This is a genomic window from Pannus brasiliensis CCIBt3594, assembly GCF_036688125.1.
Lineage (GTDB): Bacteria > Cyanobacteriota > Cyanobacteriia > Cyanobacteriales > Microcystaceae > Pannus > Pannus brasiliensis.
The window spans coordinates 30537-56401 of the sequence record NZ_JBAFSM010000025.1 but is presented as its reverse complement, the minus strand read 5'-3'; the positions used below and the strand labels follow the sequence as shown (position 1 = coordinate 56401).

The 25865-nt window shown below is 49.6% G+C and carries 25 protein-coding genes and 1 tRNA gene; 15 read left to right on the top strand and 11 right to left on the bottom strand.

Going from position 1 to position 25865, the window contains the following annotated elements:
- Positions 1-122 precede the first annotated feature (122 nt).
- The 4 genes from glyA to V0288_RS14000 all read left to right on the top strand — a co-directional run bounded on the left by glyA (position 123) and on the right by V0288_RS14000 (position 4357).
- On the top strand, positions 123-1406 hold the full coding sequence (gene glyA, locus V0288_RS14015) for a serine hydroxymethyltransferase (RefSeq protein ID WP_332865735.1): 1284 nt from the start codon (positions 123-125) through the stop codon (positions 1404-1406).
- Between the two features lie 92 nt (positions 1407-1498).
- On the top strand, positions 1499-2566 hold the full coding sequence (locus V0288_RS14010; protein ID WP_332865734.1) for a glycosyltransferase family 4 protein: 1068 nt from the start codon (positions 1499-1501) through the stop codon (positions 2564-2566).
- 192 nt (positions 2567-2758) lie between these two features.
- Positions 2759-4012, top strand: a complete 1254-nt coding sequence (locus V0288_RS14005) for a competence/damage-inducible protein A (RefSeq protein WP_332865733.1) — start codon at positions 2759-2761, stop codon at positions 4010-4012.
- A 210-nt stretch (positions 4013-4222) separates the two neighbouring features.
- Positions 4223-4357 (top strand): hypothetical protein, encoded by a 135-nt coding sequence (locus V0288_RS14000; protein WP_332865732.1) that lies wholly within the window; start codon positions 4223-4225, stop codon positions 4355-4357.
- 190 nt (positions 4358-4547) lie between these two features.
- On the opposite strand, the gene V0288_RS13995 is transcribed toward V0288_RS14000, so the two are convergent.
- Both V0288_RS13995 and V0288_RS13990 read right to left on the bottom strand, forming a co-directional pair.
- Positions 4548-4619 (bottom strand) — tRNA-Lys (locus tag V0288_RS13995).
- 63 nt (positions 4620-4682) lie between these two features.
- Entirely contained in the window at positions 4683-5552 is an 870-nt protein-coding gene (locus tag V0288_RS13990; RefSeq protein ID WP_332865731.1) for an aldose epimerase family protein, read from the bottom strand.
- A gap of 350 nt (positions 5553-5902) precedes the next feature.
- Between V0288_RS13990 and V0288_RS13985 the strand changes: the two genes are divergently transcribed.
- Entirely contained in the window at positions 5903-6322 is a 420-nt protein-coding gene (locus V0288_RS13985) for a hypothetical protein (RefSeq protein WP_332865730.1), read from the top strand.
- On the opposite strand, the gene V0288_RS13980 is transcribed toward V0288_RS13985, so the two are convergent.
- Both V0288_RS13980 and V0288_RS13975 read right to left on the bottom strand, forming a co-directional pair.
- Positions 6319-10149: a CHAT domain-containing protein gene (locus tag V0288_RS13980; protein ID WP_332865729.1), complete on the bottom strand. Its 3831-nt coding sequence runs from the start codon at positions 10147-10149 to the stop codon at positions 6319-6321. The genes V0288_RS13985 and V0288_RS13980 overlap by 4 nt on opposite strands.
- A 40-nt stretch (positions 10150-10189) precedes the next feature.
- Entirely contained in the window at positions 10190-10492 is a 303-nt protein-coding gene (locus tag V0288_RS13975; protein WP_332865728.1) for a hypothetical protein, read from the bottom strand.
- A gap of 533 nt (positions 10493-11025) precedes the next feature.
- Here V0288_RS13975 and ilvD point away from each other — a divergent pair.
- The 8 genes from ilvD to V0288_RS13935 all read left to right on the top strand — a co-directional run bounded on the left by ilvD (position 11026) and on the right by V0288_RS13935 (position 18758).
- Positions 11026-12711, top strand: coding sequence for a dihydroxy-acid dehydratase (gene ilvD / locus V0288_RS13970; protein WP_332865727.1), 1686 nt, complete (start codon positions 11026-11028; stop codon positions 12709-12711).
- Positions 12712-12811: 100 nt separating this feature from the next.
- Positions 12812-12931 carry a photosystem II reaction center X protein gene (gene psbX / locus V0288_RS13965; protein ID WP_332865726.1) on the top strand — a complete coding sequence of 40 codons (120 nt, stop codon included), beginning with the start codon at positions 12812-12814 and terminating at the stop codon, positions 12929-12931.
- A gap of 161 nt (positions 12932-13092) precedes the next feature.
- On the top strand, positions 13093-13881 hold the full coding sequence (locus V0288_RS13960) for a Ycf66 family protein (protein ID WP_332865725.1): 789 nt from the start codon (positions 13093-13095) through the stop codon (positions 13879-13881).
- Positions 13853-14416 carry a TolB family protein gene (locus V0288_RS13955; RefSeq protein ID WP_332865724.1) on the top strand — a complete coding sequence of 188 codons (564 nt, stop codon included), beginning with the start codon at positions 13853-13855 and terminating at the stop codon, positions 14414-14416. Before V0288_RS13960 ends, V0288_RS13955 begins: the two co-directional genes overlap by 29 nt.
- Positions 14413-14931 carry a Tol biopolymer transporter periplasmic protein gene (locus V0288_RS13950; protein WP_332865723.1) on the top strand — a complete coding sequence of 173 codons (519 nt, stop codon included), beginning with the start codon at positions 14413-14415 and terminating at the stop codon, positions 14929-14931. The genes V0288_RS13955 and V0288_RS13950 overlap by 4 nt, the downstream gene beginning before the upstream one ends.
- Before the next feature lie 530 nt (positions 14932-15461).
- Positions 15462-16442, top strand: a complete 981-nt coding sequence (locus V0288_RS13945; protein ID WP_332865722.1) for a pentapeptide repeat-containing protein — start codon at positions 15462-15464, stop codon at positions 16440-16442.
- A gap of 167 nt (positions 16443-16609) precedes the next feature.
- Complete coding sequence (locus V0288_RS13940) at positions 16610-18418, top strand: acyl-CoA dehydrogenase family protein (protein ID WP_332865721.1); 1809 nt, start codon at positions 16610-16612, stop codon at positions 18416-18418.
- Positions 18387-18758 (top strand): acyl carrier protein, encoded by a 372-nt coding sequence (locus V0288_RS13935; protein ID WP_332865720.1) that lies wholly within the window; start codon positions 18387-18389, stop codon positions 18756-18758. The genes V0288_RS13940 and V0288_RS13935 overlap by 32 nt, the downstream gene beginning before the upstream one ends.
- Before the next feature lie 55 nt (positions 18759-18813).
- On the opposite strand, the gene V0288_RS13930 is transcribed toward V0288_RS13935, so the two are convergent.
- The 3 genes from V0288_RS13930 to V0288_RS13920 form a co-directional block, all read right to left on the bottom strand.
- Positions 18814-19167 carry a hypothetical protein gene (locus V0288_RS13930; RefSeq protein ID WP_332865719.1) on the bottom strand — a complete coding sequence of 118 codons (354 nt, stop codon included), beginning with the start codon at positions 19165-19167 and terminating at the stop codon, positions 18814-18816.
- Between the two features lie 281 nt (positions 19168-19448).
- Positions 19449-20111: a hypothetical protein gene (locus tag V0288_RS13925; RefSeq protein WP_332865718.1), complete on the bottom strand. Its 663-nt coding sequence runs from the start codon at positions 20109-20111 to the stop codon at positions 19449-19451.
- An 89-nt stretch (positions 20112-20200) separates the two neighbouring features.
- Positions 20201-20419 carry a hypothetical protein gene (locus V0288_RS13920; protein WP_332865717.1) on the bottom strand — a complete coding sequence of 73 codons (219 nt, stop codon included), beginning with the start codon at positions 20417-20419 and terminating at the stop codon, positions 20201-20203.
- Between the two features lie 524 nt (positions 20420-20943).
- Between V0288_RS13920 and V0288_RS13915 the strand changes: the two genes are divergently transcribed.
- Complete coding sequence (locus tag V0288_RS13915) at positions 20944-22677, top strand: Rqc2 family fibronectin-binding protein (RefSeq protein WP_332865716.1); 1734 nt, start codon at positions 20944-20946, stop codon at positions 22675-22677.
- 39 nt (positions 22678-22716) lie between these two features.
- Positions 22717-22881: a hypothetical protein gene (locus tag V0288_RS13910; protein WP_332865715.1), complete on the top strand. Its 165-nt coding sequence runs from the start codon at positions 22717-22719 to the stop codon at positions 22879-22881.
- 75 nt (positions 22882-22956) lie between these two features.
- On the opposite strand, the gene V0288_RS13905 is transcribed toward V0288_RS13910, so the two are convergent.
- The 4 genes from V0288_RS13905 to V0288_RS13890 are packed head-to-tail and all read right to left on the bottom strand — an operon-like array spanning position 22957 to position 25836.
- Positions 22957-23388: a Uma2 family endonuclease gene (locus tag V0288_RS13905; RefSeq protein WP_332865748.1), complete on the bottom strand. Its 432-nt coding sequence runs from the start codon at positions 23386-23388 to the stop codon at positions 22957-22959.
- Positions 23381-23590, bottom strand: coding sequence for a hypothetical protein (locus V0288_RS13900; RefSeq protein ID WP_332865714.1), 210 nt, complete (start codon positions 23588-23590; stop codon positions 23381-23383). Before V0288_RS13900 ends, V0288_RS13905 begins: the two co-directional genes overlap by 8 nt.
- A 3-nt stretch (positions 23591-23593) precedes the next feature.
- Entirely contained in the window at positions 23594-24364 is a 771-nt protein-coding gene (locus V0288_RS13895) for a hypothetical protein (protein ID WP_332865713.1), read from the bottom strand.
- Positions 24361-25836 (bottom strand): AAA family ATPase, encoded by a 1476-nt coding sequence (locus V0288_RS13890; protein WP_332865712.1) that lies wholly within the window; start codon positions 25834-25836, stop codon positions 24361-24363. The genes V0288_RS13895 and V0288_RS13890 overlap by 4 nt, the downstream gene beginning before the upstream one ends.
- Positions 25837-25865: the final 29 nt, after the last annotated feature.

Sequence of the window (25865 nt, the reverse complement as noted above, 5' to 3'; positions counted from 1 at the left end):
TGTAGCGCCAGCAATTCTCGATCGACTCCAACGGTCATCCGCTCGCCTTCATCCCGTGCGAGAATAGATAAGATAACAGAGTAATCGAACGTGAATTGTTACTGAATTAGGATCGAGGAAACGTGACTGATACTAATCTAGACCTTTTAGCCTTGACCGATCCGGCGATCGCCGGGATTATCGAAAAAGAACTACAACGGCAACGCGATCACCTAGAATTAATCGCGAGTGAAAACTTTACCTCCGCCGCCGTCATGGCCGCGCAAGGATCGGTACTAACCAACAAGTACGCCGAAGGATTGCCGAAAAAACGCTATTACGGCGGTTGTGAATATATTGACGAGGCCGAACAGTTAGCCATCGATCGAGTCAAACAACTCTTCGGCGCGGCCTGTGCCAACGTGCAACCCCACTCCGGCGCGCAGGCCAATTTCGCCGTTTTCCTCACCCTCCTGCAACCCGGCGACACGATCCTCGGGATGGATCTCTCCCACGGCGGCCACCTCACCCACGGTTCCCCCGTTAACGTCTCCGGAAAATGGTTCCGCGTCGCGCAATACGGCGTTAGTCCCGAAACCGAGCGCCTAGACTACGATCTCATCCGCGACATCGCCCTTAAAGAAAGACCGAAACTAATTATCTGCGGTTACTCCGCCTACTCTAGAACGATCGATTTCGCGAAATTCCGCGCGATCGCCGACGAGGTTGGCGCGTACCTCATGGCCGACATCGCCCACATCGCCGGGTTAGTCGCCACCGGACACCATCCCAACCCCCTGCCCCATTGCCACGTCGTCACCACCACCACCCACAAAACCCTCCGCGGCCCCAGAGGTGGTTTAATCATGACCAACGACGAGGAACTCGGGAAAAAATTCGATAAATCCGTTTTCCCCGGCACCCAGGGCGGCCCCCTCGAACACGTCATCGCCGCCAAAGCCGTCGCCTTCGGGGAAGCGTTAAAGCCGGAATTTAAAACCTACTCCGGACAGGTAATCGCCAACGCCCGCGCCCTCGCCGGACAGTTAGCCGAACGCGGCATCAAGATCGTCACCGGGGGAACCGATAACCATCTGATGTTACTGGATCTCCGCTCGATCGGCATGACCGGCAAAGAGGCCGATCGACTCGTCAGTACCGTCAATATTACCGCCAACAAAAACACCGTTCCCTTCGATCCGGAATCCCCCTTCGTCACCAGCGGTCTACGCTTGGGATCTCCCGCCATGACCACCCGAGGGTTAGGAGAGGCGGAATTCGTCGAAATCGGCAATATTATCGCCGATCTCCTTCTCACCCCGAACGATGACGCGGTGAAACAAAATTGCCGTCAACGGGTCGCTAAACTCTGTGAGAGCTTCCCTCTCTATCCCCATCTAAAAATTCCCGTCCCGGCCCTGGCCTAAAAATCGATAATTGTCGCGGTTCATAATTCGTAATTCATCAGTATGATGGGTGAGGGATTACGAATTATGAACACCCTCGACCCCGTTGCCTAATGTCTGGAGATTTATACTACCTGATCGCCTTTCTGATCGCCCACACCGTCGTTCTGTGGAGTACCCCCCTCGTCAAAACGGTCGGCCTCAAAAGTGGCTATGTCGATCGACCCAACGAGCGGAAAGTCCATGAAAAACCGATGGTGCGATTGGGAGGGGTTTCGATTTTCATCGGCACGTTAACCGCCCTGTTGATCGTCTGGTGGTTCGGGGGGTTCAAAGGTTTACATGGCGATCGAGAGTGGGAAGTGTGGGGCGTGACGCTCGGCGGCCTCGGCTTCTTCCTGATCGGTCTCGCGGACGATCTCTTTAATCTCTCCGCGATCAATCGTTTAATCCTACAATTCGGCATCGCTTTCCTCGCCTGGCAATCCGGGGTTCGGATCGATTTCCTCTCCGTTCCTTTCGGGGATTTGATCCATATCAGTTGGGTCAGCTTACCGATCACTCTAATCTGGTTGGTAGGCATGGCGAACGCGATTAACTGGATCGACGGGCTGGACGGTCTAGCGGCCGGAGTTTCGGGAATCTCCGCGGTCGTCATTCTCATCGTCACTCTCGTGATGGGACAGCCGGCCGCCGCGATAATCGCCGCCGCGCTCGCCGGGGGCGCGTTAGGATTCCTACGTTACAATTTCAATCCCGCGCAGATTTTCATGGGGGACGGCGGCGCGTATTTTATGGGCTTCACCCTCGCCGGGGTCGCGGTGATCGGACTGGTCAAAACCACCGCGGTCACGACGGTCGCGGTCACGGCGGTTTTACTCCCCTATCTGATCCTCGCCGTCCCCCTGTTAGATATGTCCACGGTAATTATCTCCCGCCTGAAACGGGGTAAATCGCCCTTTGTCGCCGATAAACGCCATTTACACCACCGTTTACTCAAAGCCGGAATTTCCCACCGTCTCACGGTTCTCTTTATCTACGCTCTCACTCTCTGGGTGGGCAGTTTAGCCCTCGGCTTTTCCAACGTCCCCAGCGGTTGGGGTTTCGCGTTCGGCGCGACCCTCCTCCTCGTTTATATCGGCTGGCAAGTCTGGCGCAGTCGTCGTTTAGACGAGGAATAGAGCGCGTGGAGTGTGGGGAGTGGGGAGTGGGGAGTCAGGAGACAGGAGATAGGAGGGAAGGGAGTAGGGAGTAGAAAAGTAAATTTCTCGAAACTCGCCATTTTTTCCCGAAACTGTCTCCTCTCTATCTTGATTTCCCATCCCCCATCTCCCTCCTGAATACTGACTCCTAAATACTGACTCCTCGAAAATATGTCCGCCGAAATTATCTGCGTGGGAACGGAATTACTCTTAGGGGATATCCTCAACACGAACGCGCGATTTCTAGCGTTAGAATTGGCGCGGTTGGGAATTCCCCATTACTATCAAACGGTGGTCGGCGATAATATCGATCGACTGCAAAAAGCGATCGCCGTCGCCATCGATCGGGCCTCGATCCTCATCTTCACCGGGGGACTGGGACCGACTCCCGACGATCTCACCACGGAAGCGATCGCCGATTTCTTCCAAACTCCCCTCCGCGAAGATCCGGAAATTCTGGCCGAGATCGAGGCTAAATTCGCCGGTGTCGGCCGGGTAATGACTCCCAGCAATCGAAAACAGGCTTTAATCCCCGTGGGAGCCGAATTTCTCCCCAATCCCTCCGGAACCGCGCCCGGATTGATCTGGAAACCCCGATCGAATCTCACCCTACTCACCTTCCCCGGTGTTCCCTCGGAAATGAAACGGATGTGGGAAGAAACTGCCGTCCCCTACCTAGAAAGTCAGGGCTGGGGAAAGGAACGCATCTATAGTCGATCGCTCAAATTCCGCGGCATCGGTGAATCGGCCCTCGCGGAAAAAGTATCCCATTTATTAGAACTCTCGAACCCCACCGTCGCCCCCTACGCGGGAATGGGAGAGGTGCGTCTGCGGGTATCGGCGCGCGCGGCCTCGGAAACGGAAGCCCTCGCCCTAATAGACCCCGTGGCCGCCGAAATTCAATCGATCGCCGGACTGGATTACTTCGGAGCCGACGACGACACCCTCGCGTCGATCGTCGGTCAACTCCTCCGCGAGCGGGGACAGACGGTAAGCGTGGCGGAATCCTGCACCGGGGGCGGATTGGGCGAGATAATCACGGAAATCGCGGGAAGTTCCGAGTATTTTTTCGGTGGGGTGATATCCTACGATAATCGGGTGAAAATCGCTTTATTAGACGTGAGCGAGGCGGATTTGCAAACTTTCGGTGCGGTCAGTGAAACCGTGGCCCGACAGATGGCGATCGGCGTGAAACAGCGTCTCGGAACCGATTGGGGGGTGAGTATCACCGGGATCGCCGGCCCCGGTGGCGGAAGCGAGACGAAACCGGTGGGCCTCGTGTATATCGGTCTAGCCGATCCCGCGGGAGGGGTGGAAGTGTGGGAAAATCGTTTCGGCGAGCGGCGGGATCGCTCGATAATCCGACAACTCAGCGCGTTTACCGCCCTCGATCGAATCCGACGACAATTGTTAACAATGTTTTAAAAAAAGAACCCGCGAGAAGCTCTACCCGGATCGAAAACCTATGTTAAGCTTTATATAGAACTAAAGATATACAGTCCTTTGTTTGTCAAATTCACAACCGAACTCTAGAAACCATTCCCGCGAAAACTCACGGACTAAATCTTCCTCGGTTGTTTCGGGCGTTGACAGGCAGAAAACCATCGCTAGTATCTCAGAGGAGCCATTCGATCGATGGATTATTTAGAAAAAGTGCTGGAAAAGTTGCGAGAATGGGCGCGTAAATTAATCGATAACGTTTTCGGCCCCGAATCCGAACCCGAACCGGAATTGATTCCCATCCCCGTCAACGATCGCCGTCGTCGATAGCAAAAAAACGAACTTAGCGATTTCGACCGAAAACGCTCGATATTTTTTCGGGCTATATAAAATACTGAATTTTTAAAGGTCGCGGTTTCTCTCTCCACTGGAGACGAACGGCGACCTCTCTCGTTCCTCGCATCCCGAAAGTACCGCCGGGCGGACTTCCCGAACGCGAGATTTTAGATTTCCCGAAAAATGGGTCGCCTGGGATTCGAACCCAAGACCAATCGGTTAAAAGCCGAGTGCTCTACCGCTGAGCTAGCGACCCGTATCGCATCCATCACACGATTTCTAATCATAACACCTTTTTTCGGGACGGTCAAGAAAAAACTTACAACTCGCTGACGCGGATCTCGAAAATCGCCTCCCGAGTGCCGCGCGGTTCTAGATACTTGACCTGTTCGCCGGTGTTGAGCGCGTTGCGGGGGCCGCTCCAGGGTTCTAGACAGACGTAATCTTTGCCTTTTACCGTCCAAAAAACCAGCGTGGTAAACAGATCGTCGTAACCGAGGTTGATCTGCCGTCCGGCGGAGCGATCGCTAAAACCAGCGGTATGACGGCTGATTTCCGTGTACGCGTGGTCGATCTCATCGATCGAGAAGTCAAAACCGCCGGTGTAGGGATGAATTTCCTTCGTCCGTTGGTCGATGTAAGCGGTAGCGGGAATATCGAAATCGAGCGCGGTTTTGTCCGCTACCTGAAAATAGGGATGGAAACCGATCGAGAAAGGCATCCTCTTGTCGGAGAGATTGACGAAACGCTGGTGGATTTTCAGCGTGTTTCCCTGAAGTTGGTAGGTAAAGACCAACTGGAAATCGAAGGGATACCCTTGACGGGTGCTGTCGTCGCTTGTTAATTCGATCGATAGGCTCGCGCTCCCGTCCGTATCCTGCCCGACCACTTTCCAGGGCAGATCGCGGGCGAAACCGTGTTGTTTGAGGGGATAGGTCTTACCCGCGTGGACAAAGGCGTTATCGGGCAAATTCCCGCAGATGGGGAAAAGAATCGGGATGCCCCCGCGGACACTTAAACTCGGATCGGCGAATCGTTCCGCGTCGAGGTAGAGAATATTTTGCCCGCGGATCTGCCAGCGGGTGAGAATGCCCCCTCTTTCGGGAACCACTTCCACCGAGGAATTAGCGTCTTCATCGGTGAGCAGATAGGTGAGAAATTGCTTTTGTTGTCGGGTGACGGTAAACACGGGTGTATAGAATCGGGGATTTACTTTTCTAGTGTAGACCTGGGGGGCGATCGAGGATTAAAGCTTTTTAACCCACATTCCGCCCTTCGTCTATTAACACAAAAAGAAGCGGGATCGAAAGCGCGTGAATAAATATTTACACTCAAGAGAATCGTTCGTTCGAGCGAGCGTTCTCCCTAAAACGGGCTATTCGAGATGTGGGTTTTATCCTCTCCGTCTCAGGGTATCTCGGGGGATTTTTTGAGGGTTGATTGGATGCGGGAGGTCGATCGGGGGTATTTTGCCAGATTTAGAGGTAATTCAATGATATAATCGGAAAAAAGTTCGGTTTTAATGTTGAGTAGGGTATTATGTTAGAGGCAACACGGTTGACACGGGAACAAATCGATCGATACCGCGCCGAGTTAGCGGATAATCCTGACGCTTTAGTGGCGCTTGATGTGATCGAAGAATGGGATGGAAATTTGGCGGATGCGGCTGAATCTATCGCGACTCGTAACGGTATTGAAGGAGTGGAAGATAACGCTGATTTACGTTGGTTCGCTGTTACCCTACAAAAATGTCGCGCTTATATCTGCCAACCGAAATATGAAAGATTGAGAGAAAAGTATTTACCGGCTCTGATTCCGCCATTAACAGAGTTTATCGCAACGTCTTTTATGTGTCCACCAGGGGTCGCGGGGATTTTATCGGCTCCGCTCGCACTTTATATTCAAGAGGAAGGGATGGATAAGTTCTGTCAATCCACCGACCAATCCACAGACGACTAAACCCCTGTCGCGATAAATGCTGTCCAATAATAGGGATTGGCAAAGGGATAGGGTTCGCGTTTAACTGCCGCTTCTAGTAGGTCTTTAAATTTATTGCGATCGCGTTTACTCTCGAAGACTCGATCGAGGATTTGCTGGAATTTTTGATTATCTTTAATTCTGGCTAATTTTTTGCTGTTCAAGGTTCTTAACCAAGTTTGTGTGTTATTTAAAACAATGGCAATACTGCCTTGATCTCGGATAGAAATCCGATTAAGATCGTGATAAAATTTAGCCATAAATAAGGTTGTAGCTAGGGGATCTACTGTCCAAAGGGTGCTAACTACACTCGAACTCCCCGCGAATAGAAAACCACTCGGTAAACCCACATATTCATCACTAATATTATCTGTTTTACTTTCGATTATACCACTTTCACAAGCGGAAAAGGTGACTAAACGGCATTCTCTTAAGTCAAGTTTTTCAAAGACTTCCGCTAGGGTTAGGTTAGCTGATTTTCCTAAGTTCCCTTCCGGATCTGCTAACAGTAAAGCCGAGTCTCTAGGGGATTTATCATCAAATTTTCCATGACAGGAAAAGTGAATACAATGGGACGCTTGTAATTCTTGACGACGGTTTTCTAGGGTTTGTTTCGAGGCTTCTGATTCACCGATAATAATGGTGTTTTCACGAGCAAATTTTTGACTAATTCTCTCTATTTCTAGATTGGCTCCTAAGAGGGGTTTCAGGTCTTGTCTGGTGGGGTTTTTAATGGCGAAAAGACGCTCGAACTTTTCTCGCCGTGATGATTGTACCAGTTTTAAAAGTTGGCAACTGGGAACGTAGCCTACACCTTTAGAAAAGCGTTGATAGAGAAATTGTCCATTTTGTAGGGGTAAACAATGAAGGGGAATAATATGTAAGAACCAATGGGGGATTAGGATTAGGCGATCGCAGGAATCAGGGATCAGTTCTAAAAGCTCATCGATGTGGAGAATTTCTGATAGTTCATTTAAACGATTGTTAAGATCATTTATCCACTTTGTTTTATTCTTTTCGTAAGTATCACGATACTCTTTAATAAAAGTAATCAAGTTTTCTCGATCGTCCGCTGAAGATTGCCAAACCTTCAATCCTTGGGAAGTTACTATAAACGCGATTATGCTATCCCCCGCAATATACCATTCTAAAATGGCGGTTTGTCGATCGATCAAGGATTGAATCTCGCGTAAGGTGATGGATTGAACCTTTTGAGTTAAGCTAAAAGTGGGATCTACGGGAGTTATTTCACGGTCAATGAATTGATTTAACTCTTGTTTTAATTGATTGAGGTAAGTATAGTCATTTAAGATGGGTTGTTGTTGTTGATCTAGGGTTAAAGTGCGGGTTTGTTCTTGGATGGCTAACCGTTGTTCTTCCCCGATAATGGCACGACGGAGGCGATCTAATTCGGTAATAATCGTTGGGGGTATATTACCTTTAGGATAGATGTCTCGATCGGTAAGCAACTGGACTAGATAGCGGGTTTTGCTACGTTCAACGTATTCTAAAGCGCGATCTTTTCGATCGAGCTTGAGATAGGATTGAACGATGCCATGATAAACATCCATTGCCTCGGAGAGGATTTCTTGTTGTCGTTGGGGGTTTAAGGCTTCGAGTCGGGTATTTTCTACCGCTTCGATCGCTAAGTTGTAGCCTTTGATGGCCGTTTCCCGGTCTTCGATCAGGTTAGCGGCATTCCCTAAGTTTCGTCCTGTTGTTAAACACTCTATAGGAAAAGCCGTCGGGGTATATACTTCTAATGACAGGTTTAAAGCTACGATCGCTAACTCTAGATTATCTGCCCTTTCCCCAAGAATGCGATCACTATAAGCAGCGCCCAGATTATTTTGTGTCATTGCCCATTGTTCAGGAAAGGTCTCACGAGTAACTACTTTTAAAGACTGTTGATAAGCAATGATAGCTAACTCTCGGTTTTCTGCTTTCTCTCCTTTGATATGGTTTCGGTAAACTTCACCCAGATTATTTTGTGTAGTTGCCCACTTTTCAGGAAAAGTCTCATGGGTAAAAACTTCTAATGATTGTTGAAAAGCAGCAATAGCTAATTCTAAGTTTTCTGCTTTCTCCCCTTTAATGCGATATAGATAAGCAATCCCCAGATTATTTTGCGTGGTTGCCCATTTTTCAGGAAATGCCTCACGGGGAAAAACTTCTAAAGACTGTTGAAAAGCAGCAATAGCTAATTCTAGATTGTCTGCTCTTTCCCCTCTTATACGATATAGATAAGCATTTCCTAAATTATTTTGTGTGGCTTGCCAATCTTCAGGAAAAGTCTCACGGTTATAAACTTTTAAAGACTGTTGAAAAGCAGTAATGGCTAATTCTAGATTATCTGCTTTTTCTCCTTTGATACGATTTCTATAAGCTTCGCCCAGATTATTTTGTGCGGTTGCCCAATCGGAAGGAAAAGCCTCATAAATGTATATTTCTAGAGCTTTTTGACAAGCAGAAACAGCTAATTCTAAATTATCAGATATTTTCCCGTTTAGACGATATCTATAGGCTCTTCCCAAATTATTTTGTAATCTTGCCCATTTTTCAGGAAAAGTCTCACGGCTATAAACCTCTAAAGATTGTTGAAAAGCAGCAATTGCTAACTCGATATTGTCCGCTTTTTCCCCTCTAATACGATTTCTATAAGCTTCACCCATATTATTCTGTGTGCTTGCCCATTTTTCAGGAAAAGTCTCACGGCTATAAACTGCTAAAGACTGTTGATAAGCAGTAAGAGCTAATTCAAGATTATCTGCCTTATTTCCTTTTATGCGTGCATTATAGACAGTCCCTAAATTATTTTGCGACATTGCCCATTGTTCAGGAAAAACTTCACGAGTAAAAACCGATAAAGACTGCTGAAACGCGACGATAGCTAATTCTAAATTGTCAGATATTTCCCCTTTTATGCGATATAGATATGCTATTCCCAAACCATTTTGTGATCTCGCCCATTGTTCAGGAAAGATTTGACAATTATAAACGTCAAGAGACTGTTGAAAAGCAGCCATTGCTAACTCTAAATTTTCTGCTCCCTCCCCTTCGATGCGATATAAATAAGCATTCCCCAGATTATTTTGTGTCGTTGCCCATTGTTCAGGAAAGGCATCACGAGTAAAAACGCCTAAAGATAGTTGAAAAGCAGCAATCGCTAATTCTAAATTATCTGTTCTTTTTCCTCTTATGCGCTCATTATAAGCATTTCCCAGATTATTTTGTGTCGTTGCCCATTCATAAGGAAAAGCTTCACGGGTGTACACTTCTAGCAGAGTATGATAGCCTGTAATAGCAATTTCCAGATTATTAGCCCGACTTCCCAAGGTAAATTGTGCAATCTGATTACACAAATTTTGAATCACCCTGGCAATAACTGCCACTTCTTCAGCATTCCATCCAGAAAACACATTTCTAGCCCATTGTTGCAACAGTTGGGCAAAAGTATCATCTAACAGATGTTGACGGCGTTGTAGGATAGGATAAACCACGGTAGGATCGCTATCGCTTTCTATTTCTGCTCGTAATATTTCTGATAAAAACCCCTGATATTGCTCAAGATTTACCGCTTGATGGTTGAGATATTGCCCCAACTGTTGCGCTATATTCCGTAACCTAGCCGCATCATTATTATTTCCTTGCTGTTCTAACCATGTTGCATAGTTTTCCATCTCCTGTAAAAATTCGGGATTAATCAACTCCTGATTCGCTTGCAGAATATTATTGAGTTCCTCACCATCGGCACAAGCGAGCAACTGTTCGATTAAATTAATATAAGCTTGAATGCGTTGTTCGTTCATGATTTTATTGATGATTTGTGTGATTCAATGAAGAATACGATTAAGGATTACCCGAAATAACAAATCGACCTACCGCCACCAAAAACCCTCCTGCCGCCGTAATTAAAATACCGATCAATGTCCAAACCTGAGCCTGTTGTGAACCCTTAATCATCTTAACATCTTCCTTAACCCCATTGATCTCTCCTCGTAGGGAATTAATCTCCACCTTTAATACTTGTCTTTCCCCCTTAGCCTCCTTTAACTCAATTTTGATGTCTGTAACATCTTTTTGTAAATTCTCTAGTTTGCGATTGATTTCGGCTAAAATTTCCCCTAGGTTGTGTTCAATGATTACTGACATTTGTATTTTTCCTCATAACAAAAAAGCTCTATCAATCATTATAATCGATATTCAGAAACTGATAACTCCTTCCCGTATCTCGTATGATCGCGCTACAGCTACATTATTTCTATAAAACCCCGATCCAAGTAGTATAATACCTCACAGTGGTGGATTACGGCGCGGAATGAAACTTTATCGGTTGGTCTCGAAAATTATCCCAGCGCCTAATCCACCCTACAAACTCCCTTCCCGTTCTTAACATTTAACAAAAGATGTCGAATTGTCGATCGACTAAAAAAACTATCCCCATTTTGAAGGAGATGGTTCAAACTAAACTCCCGACGAAATCGTTAAGTATTTATACTTGGATTTTTCCCGTGGGCGAAATCATTGTCCGCGAGAGTTCTAGTAGAGGTCGCGCCGGAGCGATCGCTTTCTTAAAGCTTTTTAAGTAAACCCGCCCCGATCGCCCGGAACCCCGACAATAGAGAATAGCGGTTCGATCGACTCGATCGGGCCGGACAGCCGCCATTGGAGAAAGTAGAAAGGATATGGCAGACAACTATAGAAGTCGGGTCGTCACCCAGGGAACGCAACGTAGTCCGAACCGCGCCATGTTGCGAGCGGTCGGCTTCGGGGATGATGACTTCACCAAACCCATCGTCGGGATCGCCAACGGGTACAGCACGATCACCCCTTGTAACATGGGAATTAACGATCTCGCCCTGCGGGCGGAAGTCGGGGTGAAACAGGCCGGGGGAATGCCCCAGATGTTCGGCACGATCACCATCAGCGACGGGATCTCGATGGGAACCGAGGGGATGAAATACTCCCTCGTGTCGCGGGAAGTGATCGCGGATTCGATCGAGACGGCCTGTAACGGTCAGAGTATGGACGGGGTTCTCGCGATCGGCGGTTGCGATAAAAATATGCCCGGCGCGATGATCGCGTTCGCCCGGATGAATATTCCCGCGATTTTCGTCTACGGGGGAACGATTAAACCCGGTAAATACGAGGGCCGGGATCTCACCGTCGTTAGTTCCTTCGAGGCGGTCGGTCAGTACAGCGCGGGCAAGATCGACGAGAAGGAATTAACGGGCATCGAGCGCCACGCCTGTCCGGGTGCGGGTTCTTGCGGGGGGATGTTCACCGCGAATACCATGTCCTCCGCGTTCGAGGCGATGGGGATGAGTTTACCGAAATCCTCCACGATGGCCGCCGAGGACGCGGAAAAAGCCGAAAGCGCGGAAAAATCGGCGCGGGTTCTCGTGGAGGCGATTAAAAAGCAGATTCTCCCGAGTCAATTACTCACCCGAAAAGCGTTCGAGAACGCGATTTCCGTGATTATGGCGGTCGGTGGCTCGACCAACGCCGTTTTACACCTGTTGGCGATCGCGCGAACGATCGGCGTGGAACTTTCGATCGATGACTTTGAAACCATCCGCCAGCGGGTTCCGGTCATCTGCGACCTCAAGCCCTCCGGCCGCTACGTCATCGTCGATCTTCACAAAGCCGGCGGCATCCCGCAGGTGATGAAAATTCTCCTCGTCAACGGCTTACTTCACGGCGACGCGCTGACGATCACCGGCCAGACGATCGCCGAAGTTCTCGCCGACGTGCCGGATGAACCTCCCGCCGGTCAGGACGTGATCCGCCCGTTCAGCAATCCCGTCTATAAACAGGGACACCTCGCCATTTTAAAAGGCAATCTCGCCACCGAGGGAGCCGTCGCGAAAATTAGCGGCGTGAAAAACCCGATTATCACCGGCCCCGCGCGGGTGTTCGAGTCCGAGGAAACCTGTCTCGACGCGATTTTAGCCGGACAGATCCGGGCGGGAGACGTGATCGTGATCCGTTACGAGGGCCCGAAAGGCGGCCCCGGAATGCGGGAAATGTTAGCCCCCACCTCGGCGATTATCGGCGCGGGTTTGGGCGATTCCGTGGGGTTAATTACCGACGGGCGTTTCTCCGGGGGAACCTTCGGGATGGTGGTCGGTCACGTCGCTCCGGAGGCGGCGGTCGGCGGTACGATCGCTCTCGTCCGGGAGGGAGATAGTATCACGATCGACGCGCATCAACGTTTACTACAGCTAAACGTCCCCGAAGAGGAATTATCCCGCCGTCGAGCGGAATGGCAACCGAGCAAACCCCGTTACACGAAAGGGATTCTCGGGAAATACGCCAAGTTAGTTTCTTCTAGTAGCCTCGGCGCGGTGACGGATATGGACTTGTTCTAGGGTTAACCGGTGGACGGCGAATTCCTGTTCACCGGTTTCTCTCCCCTGATAAAATAGGGAGCCAAGTCATTATAAAACCTTAAAAGAGGACTCGAAGATCATGACCCCTTCTCTCGCGAATTTCCTGTGGAGTCTGGTGCTGGGCGCGGTAATCGTCGTTATCCCCATCACCGTCGGTTTGATTTTTATCAGCCAGAAAGACAAGATCAGACGGATTTAGTTCACCCGAACCCACCCGCTAGAAAGCTAGTTTCTAGGCTAGGGTGGGTTTTTCGGTCGATCGCCCGACACCGACAGGAACCGGGAAACGGGTTACAGTAGAATAGGGAAAATCCGACAACGATCCCCTACCGCGTCCAAGTACCGAGAACGGAGATAAAGATGGTCAACTTCGGGCTGAACTCGGCCAGCATCCTGGGAATTTTTCTCGCCGTCGCCGGGGCGGGCCTGTACTTCATGCGAACGGTACGCCCGGAACTGTCGCGAGATCACGATATTTTCTTCGCCGCGGTCGGTTTACTCTGCGGCTTAATCCTTCTGTTTCAAGGCTGGCGACTCGATCCCATCCTCCAGTTCGGTCAATTTCTCCTGACCGGGGCGGCGGTCTTTTTCGCCTTCGAGACGGTGCGCTTACGGGGAATGACCACCGAACAGGCGCGCCGGAATACGAATTTTGTCGATGATCGTCCCGTCAGTCGGGAATACCGCGCGGAATTGGAACAACTCGAACCCTACGAGTACGATCGGGAGGAGCGTTACGAGGATAACCCCCGTCTACGCGGTTACGAAGATCCCCGTTCCAATCGCTCTTCCGCTTACTCGGACGAGGAACCGCGGACTTCCCGCCGGGGTCGCGAGCGCGATTCTACCCCCCGCAAACCGGCCCAACGCCGTCCCCGTCCCGCTTCGGGCGCGAGCGATCGAGCCGGTTACGACGATTGGAGCGAACCTTCTACCCCCCGTCCCCGTCGTCGTCCCCCGAGTGACGAGAGCGCGAACCGTCCGGCCCCGAAACGCCGCCCCCGGCCGATGCTAGAGGACGATCCGCCGTTTAAAGGGGAATACGTGGATTATCAGCCGATCGACGAGCGAGAATCCGAGGGGTACGAAGATCGCGATCGACCCGAACGCGAGCCGAACAATGATAACCCGTCTAGGTTCGATTATTAATCGATCGCCCGTCGCGCGATTCCTGCCCGCGCTCCTGTTAATCCTGACGGGCTGTACTTTCAATAATCCCGATCGATTGTCGGGAACGCTCAATAGCCGTTACAGCGACGAACAACCCTCCCTCAGCGGTGACGGGCGCTTGATCGCGTTCGTTTCTAACCGTCGCGGCCCGAATCAGATCCTTCTCTACGATCTCCGGGAACGGCATTACGTGGACTTACCCGGACTGTACGCGGGGGGGGAGATGACCGATAGCCCCGGTTTAAGCCGTACCGGACGCTATTTAGTTTATCGGGTCGCGATCGACGGTCGGCCGGTGATCGCCCTTTACGATCGGCTCGCCCGTCGTTCGGAACTCATCACCAATAATTATCGCGGAACCTTACGGAATCCGAGTATCAGTCCCGACGGTCGCTATATTGTCTTCGAGTCCGCCCGTGACGGACAATGGAATATCGAGATCCTCGATCGAGGCGCGAGTATCGAGTTAGATATCGCCGATGGAACCCCGATAGAAAGTCCCCCCAACCCGTGAAACGTTTTTTTCTCCTCGGAACCCTTCTCGTTTGCGGTCTGTCGGGTGGCTGTGTTGGCTACCCGCGCTTGTTGTCCTTCCCGTTCGATCGGGGGGGCAGAAGTTTAAATAGTCCCTATTCCGACATAACCCCGCGGATCGCCGATCGCTATCTGGTTTTCGTCTCCGATCGCGACGGTTCGCCGGATATCTATCTTTTCGACCCGATCGATCGACGCTTACTGCCCCTACCCGGCCTCAATTCCCTCGATACCATCGCCTCGCGGCCGTCGATTAGCGAGGATGGCCGGTATATCGTTTTCGCGGCGAGCCGTCAGGGAAAAACGGGAATCTATCTCTACGACCGGGAAACGCAACAGAAACGGGCGATCGCGGACGATTTACAGGCGGAAGTCCGCAATCCCACCCTGAGCGCCGACGGTTCGACGATCGCCTTCGAGGTGGCGAAAAACGGTCGGTGGGATATCGTCGTCACCGATCGATCGGGACAAGAATTAGTCGGGGTCGATCGGTGATCCGGATCACCGACGGATCGGGGTCGGTCGCATAGAGTGAGATCGAGCGGCCCGATCGGGTTCGCTATTTTGGAAAAAATCGCCCATCTATCGCAAAATTCCCTCGCTCCAAGCTCTCGAAAGTTCGCGTCGATACCGCGAGGAGCTTGGCCGATCCCTCGCCTTTCTTTTCGACTCCCCACGGGAATAACTTTTTTCTCGTGTCGATCGAACGGGCAAACCCTCTCGAAATCCTGATTTTTAGGGATTTCCGTTTTTTTCGGGCGGTTTGACGTTACCCGAAAAGATAGATAGCGTATCGGGCGATCGATCGTCCGGCGGCCCGAAAAGCGGGATTATAGAGATTAGAGTTCTCGTGGACTTCATTTTTCGACCTTCTCAACCCGTAAAAGTTACGATTTATGAAAATATTTCAATTTTTTATAGCTTTTTTTCTAACGTATGCTTGATTCTCTCTCCCGGCTCCCGGCCCGTGGCTCTTAGCTCTTTATCTACACGAGAAATTTGCAATTCCGCGAGAGGTTTATTTTATGGTTTCTAGCAGTGTGGCTGTCGATCTCCAACAAAGATATCAAAGCGGGGAAAGACAGTTTTCGAGCGTTCAATTAAGAGGGGCCGATCTGCGGGGGGTGAATCTCGGTAACGCCGATCTGAGCGGTGCAGATCTCAGCAAAGCGAACTTACGGGAAGTGAATTTAAGCGGGGCGAACCTAGCGGGCGCTTTTCTCAATGAAGCCGATCTCACCTCGGCGAATTTGGAAGGGGCGAACCTTCAAGGAGCTTCCCTGATCAAAGCCTATTTAATTAAAACGAATTTACGTTCCGCCAATCTATCGGGAGCCTATTTAACGGGAGCTTATTTAACCAAAAGTAATTTAGCCCGGGCGAATGTAAGCGGCGCTTACCTCAACGGGATACAGTTAACGGGAGCGGATTTAACCGAAGCTTGTTACGATCGGGCCACCCGTTTCGATCCCCATTTCGACCCGCGAAAAATGGGTTTACAAAACGCGTCCGCGTCGGGAGAAACCGAATCCCGATCGAAAACAACGGGTAATGCCCGAGCGATCCCGAACCCGGCGGCACCGGCCGCTCCCGTCCCGGAGGTAAGCCGAACCGCGTCCGCGGAACCCGAAACTTTTCCGAACCCTTCCGTCGAGAAACTTCTCGATACTTTCAATCACCTCGGTCAGATTAGCGCCCGCTATCTGGGCGCGACGATGACTTTCCGCTACTGGGAATCGAGCCGTCCCGCGGGAGAAGCGTTACAGGATCTGGCCCTGAACCGTTCGGCACAGTTTAGCTGGACGGGAAGTTCTCCGGCCCGACTCACGGATGAACAGACGCGACTGGCTAGGCAATGGATCGAAACTTTTCTGCACTCCTGTCGATCGATCATCGGGAACTTCCCGAAACTGATCGATCCCCAACGTCTCGCTTTCCCGGTCGCCGGCGTTTCCCCGTCCCGTTCGGATAGCGGCACGAAAGAACCCCCCACCCACTCGCCGTAAGAACGGGGAAAGCAACGATCGGGGCCGATCTCGCGGAAATTCTTGCCGACCTAAAGTAAAGCGGCTACAATAAGCTATCAATTTTGGTGAGCGTCGAGCCTTCGGCGATCGGTCCCGGATAGCGGAAGGCGTGGCGAAAAAACGATTTACCTATCCCTAGAGGAGTTATGCACAAGCTCAAGCAATATTGGGTTGCTGAAGCGCTCGAAAAAGATTTAGGCGATCCTCTCGTCCCGGAAAATCCCCTATCCTACAAACGGGTGATCGAGATCGACGAGAGCGAAGAATTTCCCCACGACGAGATCCGTTGGCTCTACGACTGGAAACTCCAACATTACTACATCCCCACCGCTTGCGGCGGTGAATTTACCTCTTTCGAGGAGTTCGTCGCTTTCGTGCGGGTACTGGCCCGCCGGGATCAGACGATCGGCATCGCCTTCACCACCCTCTTCTGGTCGTTCCTCACCTGGATGGCCGGAACCCCCGAACAGAAACAGAAACTCGCCCGCCTGATCATGGACGATTACGGCGCGATGTGTCTGGGTTATTCGGAAAAGGAACACGGTAGCGATCTGGTCAATGGAGATCTGACGGCGACGAAAGTGGAAGGCGGTTATCTCCTCAACGGGGAGAAATGGCCGATCAACCGGGCGACGATTTCCAACGTTTCCTATATTTTGGCAAAGACCGACCCGAACGGCGGGCCGAAATGCCTGACCCTGTTCATGGTCGATAAACGGGAAATCGATCCGGCTAACTACTACAATCTGCCGAAAATTCTCACCCACGGCGTTCGCGCGTCGGATATGAGCGGTATCGGCTTTAAAGATTGTTTCGTTCCCGATTCCCACCGTTTACGCGAGGAAGGGGACGGTTTGGAACTCGCCCTGAAAGGTTTCCAGATCACCCGGATGCTCTGCGCCGCTTTCGCGCACGGGGCGGCGGACACGGCCCTGCGGACGACCCTGAGTTTCGCCACCACGCGCGTTCTGTATAACAAAACCGTTAGCGATCTGCCCCAACCGCGTCGTACCCTGACCGACGCGTTTCTCGACATCCTGATCTGCGATTGCGAGACGATTCCCGCGGCGCGGGGATTCCATCTGATCCCGGAACAGTTTAGCGTCTGGGCCTCGGTGGTGAAGTATTTCGTCCCCGACCGACTGGAAAAGATGGTGAATGACGTGTACGTGGTGCTGGGTTCCCGTTTCTATATGCGGGAGGAACACGATTTCGGCATTTTCCAGAAACTTCTGCGGGATAACTCGATTATCAGTATGTTCGACGGCAGTTCGATCGTCAATCTCCACGCTCTGATCTTACAGATGCGCCAGTTGACGAAATATCGATCGAAACGGAATTCCGGCACGATGTCGGAACTGAAAAACCGTCTAGAGGCGATTTTCTCGCTCGAAAAACCCGTTCCCACCTTTGAACCGACGAAGTTGGAACTGTTCGGCCGCGGCTGTGACGACACCCTCCAGGGGTTAGAAATCGCCCTGGACGGGCTGGAGAGTGTGAAACTGAGCGGGGAAGTGGACGCGGGGGTGATCGAACACCTGCTGAATTTAGGGAACCTGGTTCTCGAAGAGCTAAACGCTCACGATGAACAGATCGGTCTCTCGAAATTCGAGTACGGTCATGACCAGTCTCCCGAACTGTTCGAGATCGCCAAGAGATATTGCACGTTACACGCGGCGGCCGCTTGTCTGCACACTTGGCTTTATAATCGTTCCATCCTGGGAGACTTTTTCGCGAGGGGCGAGTGGTTGGTGTTGGCTCTACACCGACTCCTGCGTACCCTGCGACCCATGCCGTACACGATCTCCGAGGAATACGTCGAAAAGGTAGCCCTCGAACTCCTGAAACTGTATCGAGAAAACCGACATTTTTCGATCGTTCCTTTTCAATTAGCTCCTTCCAAAACAACAGAGGATAATATTCATGCAGGTTCAGAACTCCAACTCCAAGCTTAACCAAGTCGTCGAAAACTGGTTGGTCAAGCAGTTGGCCGATCAACTATCCCTCGACGCGAAGACGATTAACGTCACCGAACCGTTAACCCGGTACGGTTTGGACTCGATCGACGCGGTAACGATGGTGGGCGATCTCGAAGATTGGGTCGGTCAAGAGTTACCTTCCACCCTCTTCTGGGATCACGCGACGATCGAGAAAGCGGCTCTTTTTCTCGTAGAGAATTACGATCTCGATCATCTCGCCGGGGAGACGACTCCCGCGGAACCCGCGCCGGTCGCCGAAAAAGCCGAACCCGCCGCTAGTGGTGGCAAAGGCTGGAGTTTATTCGGTCGTCGGTAAACGAGTTTTTTTCTATCGAAGAGTACGGGGTGGGTTTCGATCCCCCCGATTTTTTTTAGCGATCGTCGGCCGTGTCGAACTTGGTTAGGAACGATTTTTCCGAGTCCGATAGTGAAGCGTTCGGTTTTTTTTCGGCTTTATCCGCTAGGATTTTTAGTTTCGCTCTGGCATTTTCTCGCGCCCGGTCGATGATTCGCGCGCCCTCCTTACTTCCTTTAAAATAGATCTCGTTCGCGCGATTTTTATCTTCCTTCCGAATGATTGTATCGCCGGCTTCCCGAACTCGATCGAGCGGTAGGTTCGGAGTGCCGGAATCGGTCGCGGCCGCCGATGCGAGGGCGTTTCCGATCGACAAACTGAATAATAAAATTAAACTGAATAGAGCGCTCCACGAGAATTTTCCGAGCATAATTCGAGAGTCACGATGACTAGATGTAGGGATAATCTAGCGCGCTCGATCGCTCCCGAACCTCTCTCTCTCGTGGGAATAAAAATCTGACCATCGGAGCATCTTCCCCGCCCGCTCGACCCCGAACCTCTCTCTCGCGAAAGAATCGAAATCTAACGATCGGAATATTTTCCCGCCCGCTCGACCCCGAACCGATTTCTCTCGAAAGAATCAAAACCGAACTCGAACAGACCTCGATCTCCCCCGATCGCGCGAGGGGTTCGATTCCGAATCACCGGTTCCTACGGGAGCGATCGGGGCTTCGACTCGTAAAACTCGCGGGCGATCCGGCCCAACCCGTACAGTAGAGTCGCGTTACTGGTCGCCCCCAAAACCATGCCGATTCCGGGAATAGCCTCGAACCCGCTTAAACTGGTTTTGATCAATCCCGATCCCCCGGTGAACAGTCCCCAGATCGCGAAAACCTCCCCCCGTCGCGCCGGCTCGTGGAGGGAGTAGCCGTAGATCGCGGCGACGCGATAGATCATCTCCGCTTGTAGGGCGCTCACGGCGGCCACGTCGAGCGCGAGTAGGCTAAGGGCGAGAGGGGGGATGAAATTGACGATTAACCCCACTTTTCCGCCCTGCCACGCGGTATCGGTAATCACCCGATCGGCCAGTTGTCGGTTCGTTTCCCCCGGATGGGATCGGCGCAGTGTCTCGATCTCTTCCGTTACCTTGTCCGCGTTGACCTGACCGATCCCGGCCATCACCCATTTCAGTCCGGGGACTTTGGTGGCGTGTTCGACGAGGGGACTCTCGGCGATCGGTGTCACCCAACGGCCGATCGTTTCCGTCACCCGCTCGATCGCCTCCCGCGTCATCGGGGTGAGATTATCGAGATTCTGCCGGATGTCTTCGAGGGTACGGGTAAAATCGGATTCGGGGTGTCTTTCTTCACTCATGCGCTTTTTTCTCGGTTTTTTAGTCCTACTCTAGCGAAAAAAGCGCTCGATCGACTCTGCCGATAGCTAGAACAGAAGAGATAGAGACCTCACGCGGAAACGAGGAGAACCCGATATTCGGACTCGCTAACCTGCTCGGTTTCGGCGACCGTCGCGGCGATCTTCCGACCATCTTTCAGGGTGATCTCTCTACTTTCTCCCGTGGCCGGTAAGTAACAATGATCGACCTGTTCGGTTTTGATAAAGTGACCGTCGAGAAAATAGTCGTACATACAGAAGCGTTTCATTTCCGTGGTGGGATTCATCATTTTATCTCCGGATTGAAAGGGGAGCGGTTATTAAAGCGATCGATCGGCTTAAAACCGGTAAAATGCTCGTTTATCGCCCGTAAAAAGCTCGGTTTCAGCGCGCGGAAAAACCGCGTGGCGGGATCTTCCGACGGTAGGCACCCTCGGGAAAAACGCGATCTCGTTCGCTTTATGTCGCGTTCGGGTCGCTCGATCCGCCGCGGGCGATATAGGGGGGAATCTTTCTCTGGTTCGATCTATAACTATCTTTATTGTCGAATAATCACTTCCTCGAATAACGATAGTTTCACAATTATTTATACAAATTAAATCTCGAGAATTTTTATAAATATCTGGAAAATTCTTCTATCTAAAGAAAGATTTTTCAGGAAAACTATTTTCGCGAGGACTCATGATTTTATCGTTGATTTTTTTCTCCTACCCCCTAATCCTTAACCCCTAACCCCGCTGACTCCTTTCCCCGCGGGAAATTTTGAATTCCGGAAAACGGTAGAATCGAGATCGCCGTTTTCCGCCGATCGATCATGCAATCCGTAGACTTTACCACCCTAGCGGCGGTTTGTGCCGAACTGAAAGCGAGTTGGCTTCCCGCGCGCGTCGAACAGGTGTATCAACTCGATCGCTATACCGTCGCCCTCTATCTACGGACGCTCGATCGCAAGGGTTGGTTACATCTATCCTGGCATCCCCGCGCCGCCCGGTTCCACATCGGGGACGCGCCGCCGAAAATTCCCGATACTTTTACCTTTAGCGATCAATTGCGCCATCAACTCAACGGTTACGCGCTGATCGGCTTGGAATTCGTCGCGCCGTGGGAGAGGGTGATCGATCTCCAATTCGCCAAACGTCCCGACGATCCCGCGACGTGGCATCTTTTCGTCGAGGTGATGGGCAAGTATAGTAACGTGATTTTAACCAACGGCGATCGAGGCATCGTTACCGTCGCCCATCAGGTGAATTCCGCTCAATCCAGCGTTCGCACCGTCCAAACCGGACAAATGTACGAACTGCCTCCCGTTTTATCGGGGACGAGTCCCGCGCTAACGGAATCGATCGAGCGTTGGCGCGAACGGGTGAGTCTGATCCCGAAAAATGTCGAGAAAGCCTTGATTAGCACCTATCGGGGAGTGAGTCCGCAACTGGCCCGATCGATCCTCGTAAAAGCCGGAATTCCCGCGGAAACGACCACGGAACAGCTAACCGAAACCGATTGGAAAAATTTATTTCAAACTTGGCGGGAATGGTTAACGATCCTCGAAACCGGTTCTTTTTCGCCCGGATGGACGGCGGACGGGGGTTACACGGTTCTCGGTTGGGGCGCGGTGGAACCGGCGGATAACGCGCAGGTATTGTTGAATCGGTATTACAGCGATCGACTGCGAAAGGAGACGTTCCAACAACTACACCAGAAATTAAGCCAGAAAATCCATAATCTGCTCGCTAAACTACAAGTTAAAGCGGAGGGTTTTGAAAAACGGCTACAGGAATCGGAAGAAGCGGAAATCTACCGGTATCGGGCTGATTTATTGATGGCGAACCTGCACGAGATCCGACAGGGAATGAAATCGATCGATCTGCCGGACTTCGAGACGGGGAAACCGGTAGCGATCGACCTCGATCCGGAGAGAACGCCGGTACAGAACGCCCAATTTTTCTACAAACAGCACCAGAAACGCAAACGGGCGCGGTTAGCCGTGGAACCCCTTCTCGCGGAGGTGACGGGGGAAATCGACTATCTCGAACAGGTGCGATCGAGTTTAGCGTCCCTGCCCACCTACACCGATCCCGAAGATTTACAAACCCTAGAAGAGATTCAGGAAGAATTAATTCAGGAAAAATATTTAGAAGAAAATAATGCTAAAAATCGTGCTATAATAAAAGAATCCGAACCGATTCGCTATATAACCCCCTCCGGGTTCGAGATCTGGATCGGTCGCAACAACCGACAGAACGATCGCCTCACCTTCCGTAGCGCCACCGATTACGATCTCTGGTTCCACAGTCAGGAAATCGCGGGGAGTCACGTTTTGTTGAGATTACCGCCGGGGAGTTCCGCCGAAGAGGTCGATTTACAGTTCGCCGCCGATCACGCCGCTTACTACAGTCGCGCCGCCGGTAGCGAACAGGTTCCCGTCGTCTACACCCGTCCGAAACACGTCTACAAACCGAGGGGCGCGAAGCCGGGAATGGTCGTTTACAAGCAGGAAACCGTTATCTGGGGCAAGCCGGGGCGGGTCGAGGATTACCGTAAAAAATAGGTCGTACAAAAAAGATTAATTTTTTTTTACAAAAGTGTTGTGCTATCGGCTACAATTATCAGTATACAGATAGATGTAGTTCACGCGGATGGGAACGCGCGGGCTAGATTTCCTCTGAATTACAACAACAATCTACAGGGAACCAGTGGTTGCCCGCGCGTGGTCTTGGGAAAAAGCGAAATGGCTATCGTCGCGGTTGAATAAATACCACTGGTGTTTTATTATAGGGAATTTTTTTAGAAAAAACCGGTAGGAGCGAAGAGAACTTGTCGGGATCGATTACAGGCTTAACCGTTGACGGAGATCGCGGATAGCGGCCGCGGTGTTACGACTATAGGCGATCTCTACGCAACAGGCGATCGAGGTTTCCAAATCGATATCGGGAAAATAGAGACTACGGCTTTGTAATTGATAATCCGTTTCCTGTAATCCGTATAGAAGCAATTTTTGATTTTTAAACAGCCACACTTCCGGGACGCGATAGGGCAGATAATCCCGTACATCGGAATAGCTAGTCACATCGATCTCGATCACGAGATCGGGTGGTGGATCTTGTTGCCAATCGATGCGTTTTTTCCCGGAAACCGCCGGCCAATTGTCGATATAGAAGCAATAATCCGGCTCGATACCGCTCTCTTCGGGTAAAGTCATCGTTACCGGTGTAAACGCGTCGTATTCCCGTCCGTCTCGATCGAGTAGGACTTTAACAATATCGGCGATTAAATGGGCATTTCTCCCATGTACGGGGCAAGGGAGACATCAGTAACACCTCTCCATCCCGATATTTGATCCGGGGAATCGAACCATCACCGCGCTGTTGGCAGAGTGTTTCGTACTCCTGCCACGTTGCCGGTAAACGCACGACCGCGCCGGCAGGTAATTGAATCTTTTCGGGGGAAACGAGGGCGAACATGGTTTAGAGTTTTCTAGAAGGTTGGCGATCGAGTAAATCTTTTAATGGAATAGTCATCTGATCTTGAGTTCGATCGGGATTTTGAATAAATTTTATTTCAATGCCGTCTCGATCGAGAATTAGTGTGCTAAGGCTTAAAATTTTACGGCGATCGGGATCGGTTAGAATTTCATACAGGCTCCCTTCTTCATTATCATGATAAGCTCTAGAATTTAAATCTGTAATATCATTTTTTTTGATATCGTTATTATTGTAAAATATAAGGCCTCTAAATCTAATATGAATCTCTTTGTCTTGATAGTTTTTTTGAGGATTAGCGTGATTGTTTAGGGTTAAAAGCATATACATCCTATTCATAGCGCATTGAAATTTTTTGTAAATTTGCTTTAAAGTTTTATCTTTACTTAACTGTCCCGATTGAAGGGAACTTTTTAACTCGACAAGGCAGATCACGAGATGGTAATTGAGGATTATATCCCCATCCATTTTTTTCTGCAAGATAAGGATCGCTTTTTCGGGGGTGGCATCTCCTGTAGATAAACCCGGATACTTTTTACTTTCTAGATCGATCGTCCAAATTTTATCAACTTCTGGAGAGAATGCCAAATCTTCGAGGGTAACTTTTTTGAGTTTACTGTCATCGCTAGACTCTATAATTTCAATAGTAGAACTTTCAGTGATCGGGATTTCCTGCACGAAACCTTCCTCGTCTAGAGCATGATGAAATTGCTGTCGGAGGGAAGAGATTTTCTTTTTTAAATTACCCTTGCTCATTCCTCATTCTCTAATGAATAGATGTAATCGGTTAAAACTTCACCCGACTTTTGTAGGGAGTTGATGACTTCTCGAAAGTTGCGAACATAGGCTCCGTATTGACTCGTTCTATAATCGATAATCTTGTCCCCCGTGAAGAAGTAAACTCCTAAGTCTTCCTGAGCAATCGAAATCTCGGGATTTAAATTTTTCAGTTGATGTTCTTCAATAATACTTTTTACATCTTTCCCATTTTCCTTTAAAGTATGAAGACACACGTAATCATTTAAGATATCGGTTAAAATCGGGCTATGGGTTGTAATCAAAACTCGGTTATCATGTTCCGTGACAAATTGGATTAGTATCTCCATCAACCGTATCTGATTTTCAGAATGTAAATTTACTTCAGGTTCATCTATCATTAGAAAATTATCTTTTTCTTGCGCCCAATATTTTAAATAAAGGTATAAAAGAGTTAATTGATTCACGGAAGAAGACGATAGATACATGGGCAAGCTATTTAATTGATCGAATTTAAATGAGAATTGAATAGGGGCTATCGATTCAACGCTTTCAATTGTTATTTCTCCTCCCATTAATTGAGAGATTTTATTGATAATTAAATTATAATTTGAATTAATTTTTCTCTCGGTGTTTAGAGAAAAAAGTTCTTCAAAAACTTTATTCATCGGTTCTGTATAAGAACTTCTAGGTAGTTGTTCTTGGAATCGCTTTAATTTATTAGATAGATTTTCTAGATCCTTCCCAATACCATCATCATCCATATTTTCCAAAAATTCTCGAATGCGCTTATCTGCCTCGATTCTTTTGTTTCTTTCTATTTCATAAATATATTGATAAAAAGTAGGGAAAAAACTTCGATTTGCAGGTAGAAAAAAAGCATCCTGTGAATGTAGTAACAATAATTTAATTATGGAGGTAATAATCCCAACTTTCTTAGATCTCTTCTCTCTTTTAAGAATCTTCAAAGTTCGATCGGATAAATTATCCGAATCTGAATAGCTTTGCTCTTTTACTTGAATCGTTAAAGTTTTTCGAGGCTTGTTAATATTCAGGACTTCTAGGTGGTTGTCTTGCTCGGTAACAATTGAAAAAACGGTTTTGAATGTCTTGCTTCTAAGTTCTTCTACATTAGCTTTAAAGGTTGCTTGGATTGAAATTTTTTCTTGAAGAGTTTTGTTAAGATTATATGTATTTACGGTTTCTTCTTTAATAAAATTTGCAAACTCATCAAGTATTTCATTTATTAATTCTTGAGTAAGTTCTATTGACGAATCAATTTTCAGGTTTTTAATATTTGCTTTTCTAGAAAATTTTCTAATGTTATCTTGATTAAATATCGTCCATAGAAGCTGAGAAACATAGGTTTTGCCGCTATTGTTATAGCCGACAAAAACATAAAACTTTTTGGTTAAATCTATTGTTTGAGTATTATTTTTAATCGGCCCTAAATTCTCGATGAGTAATTCCATGTCGTCTCTCCCATCCCGCGGATAGAATA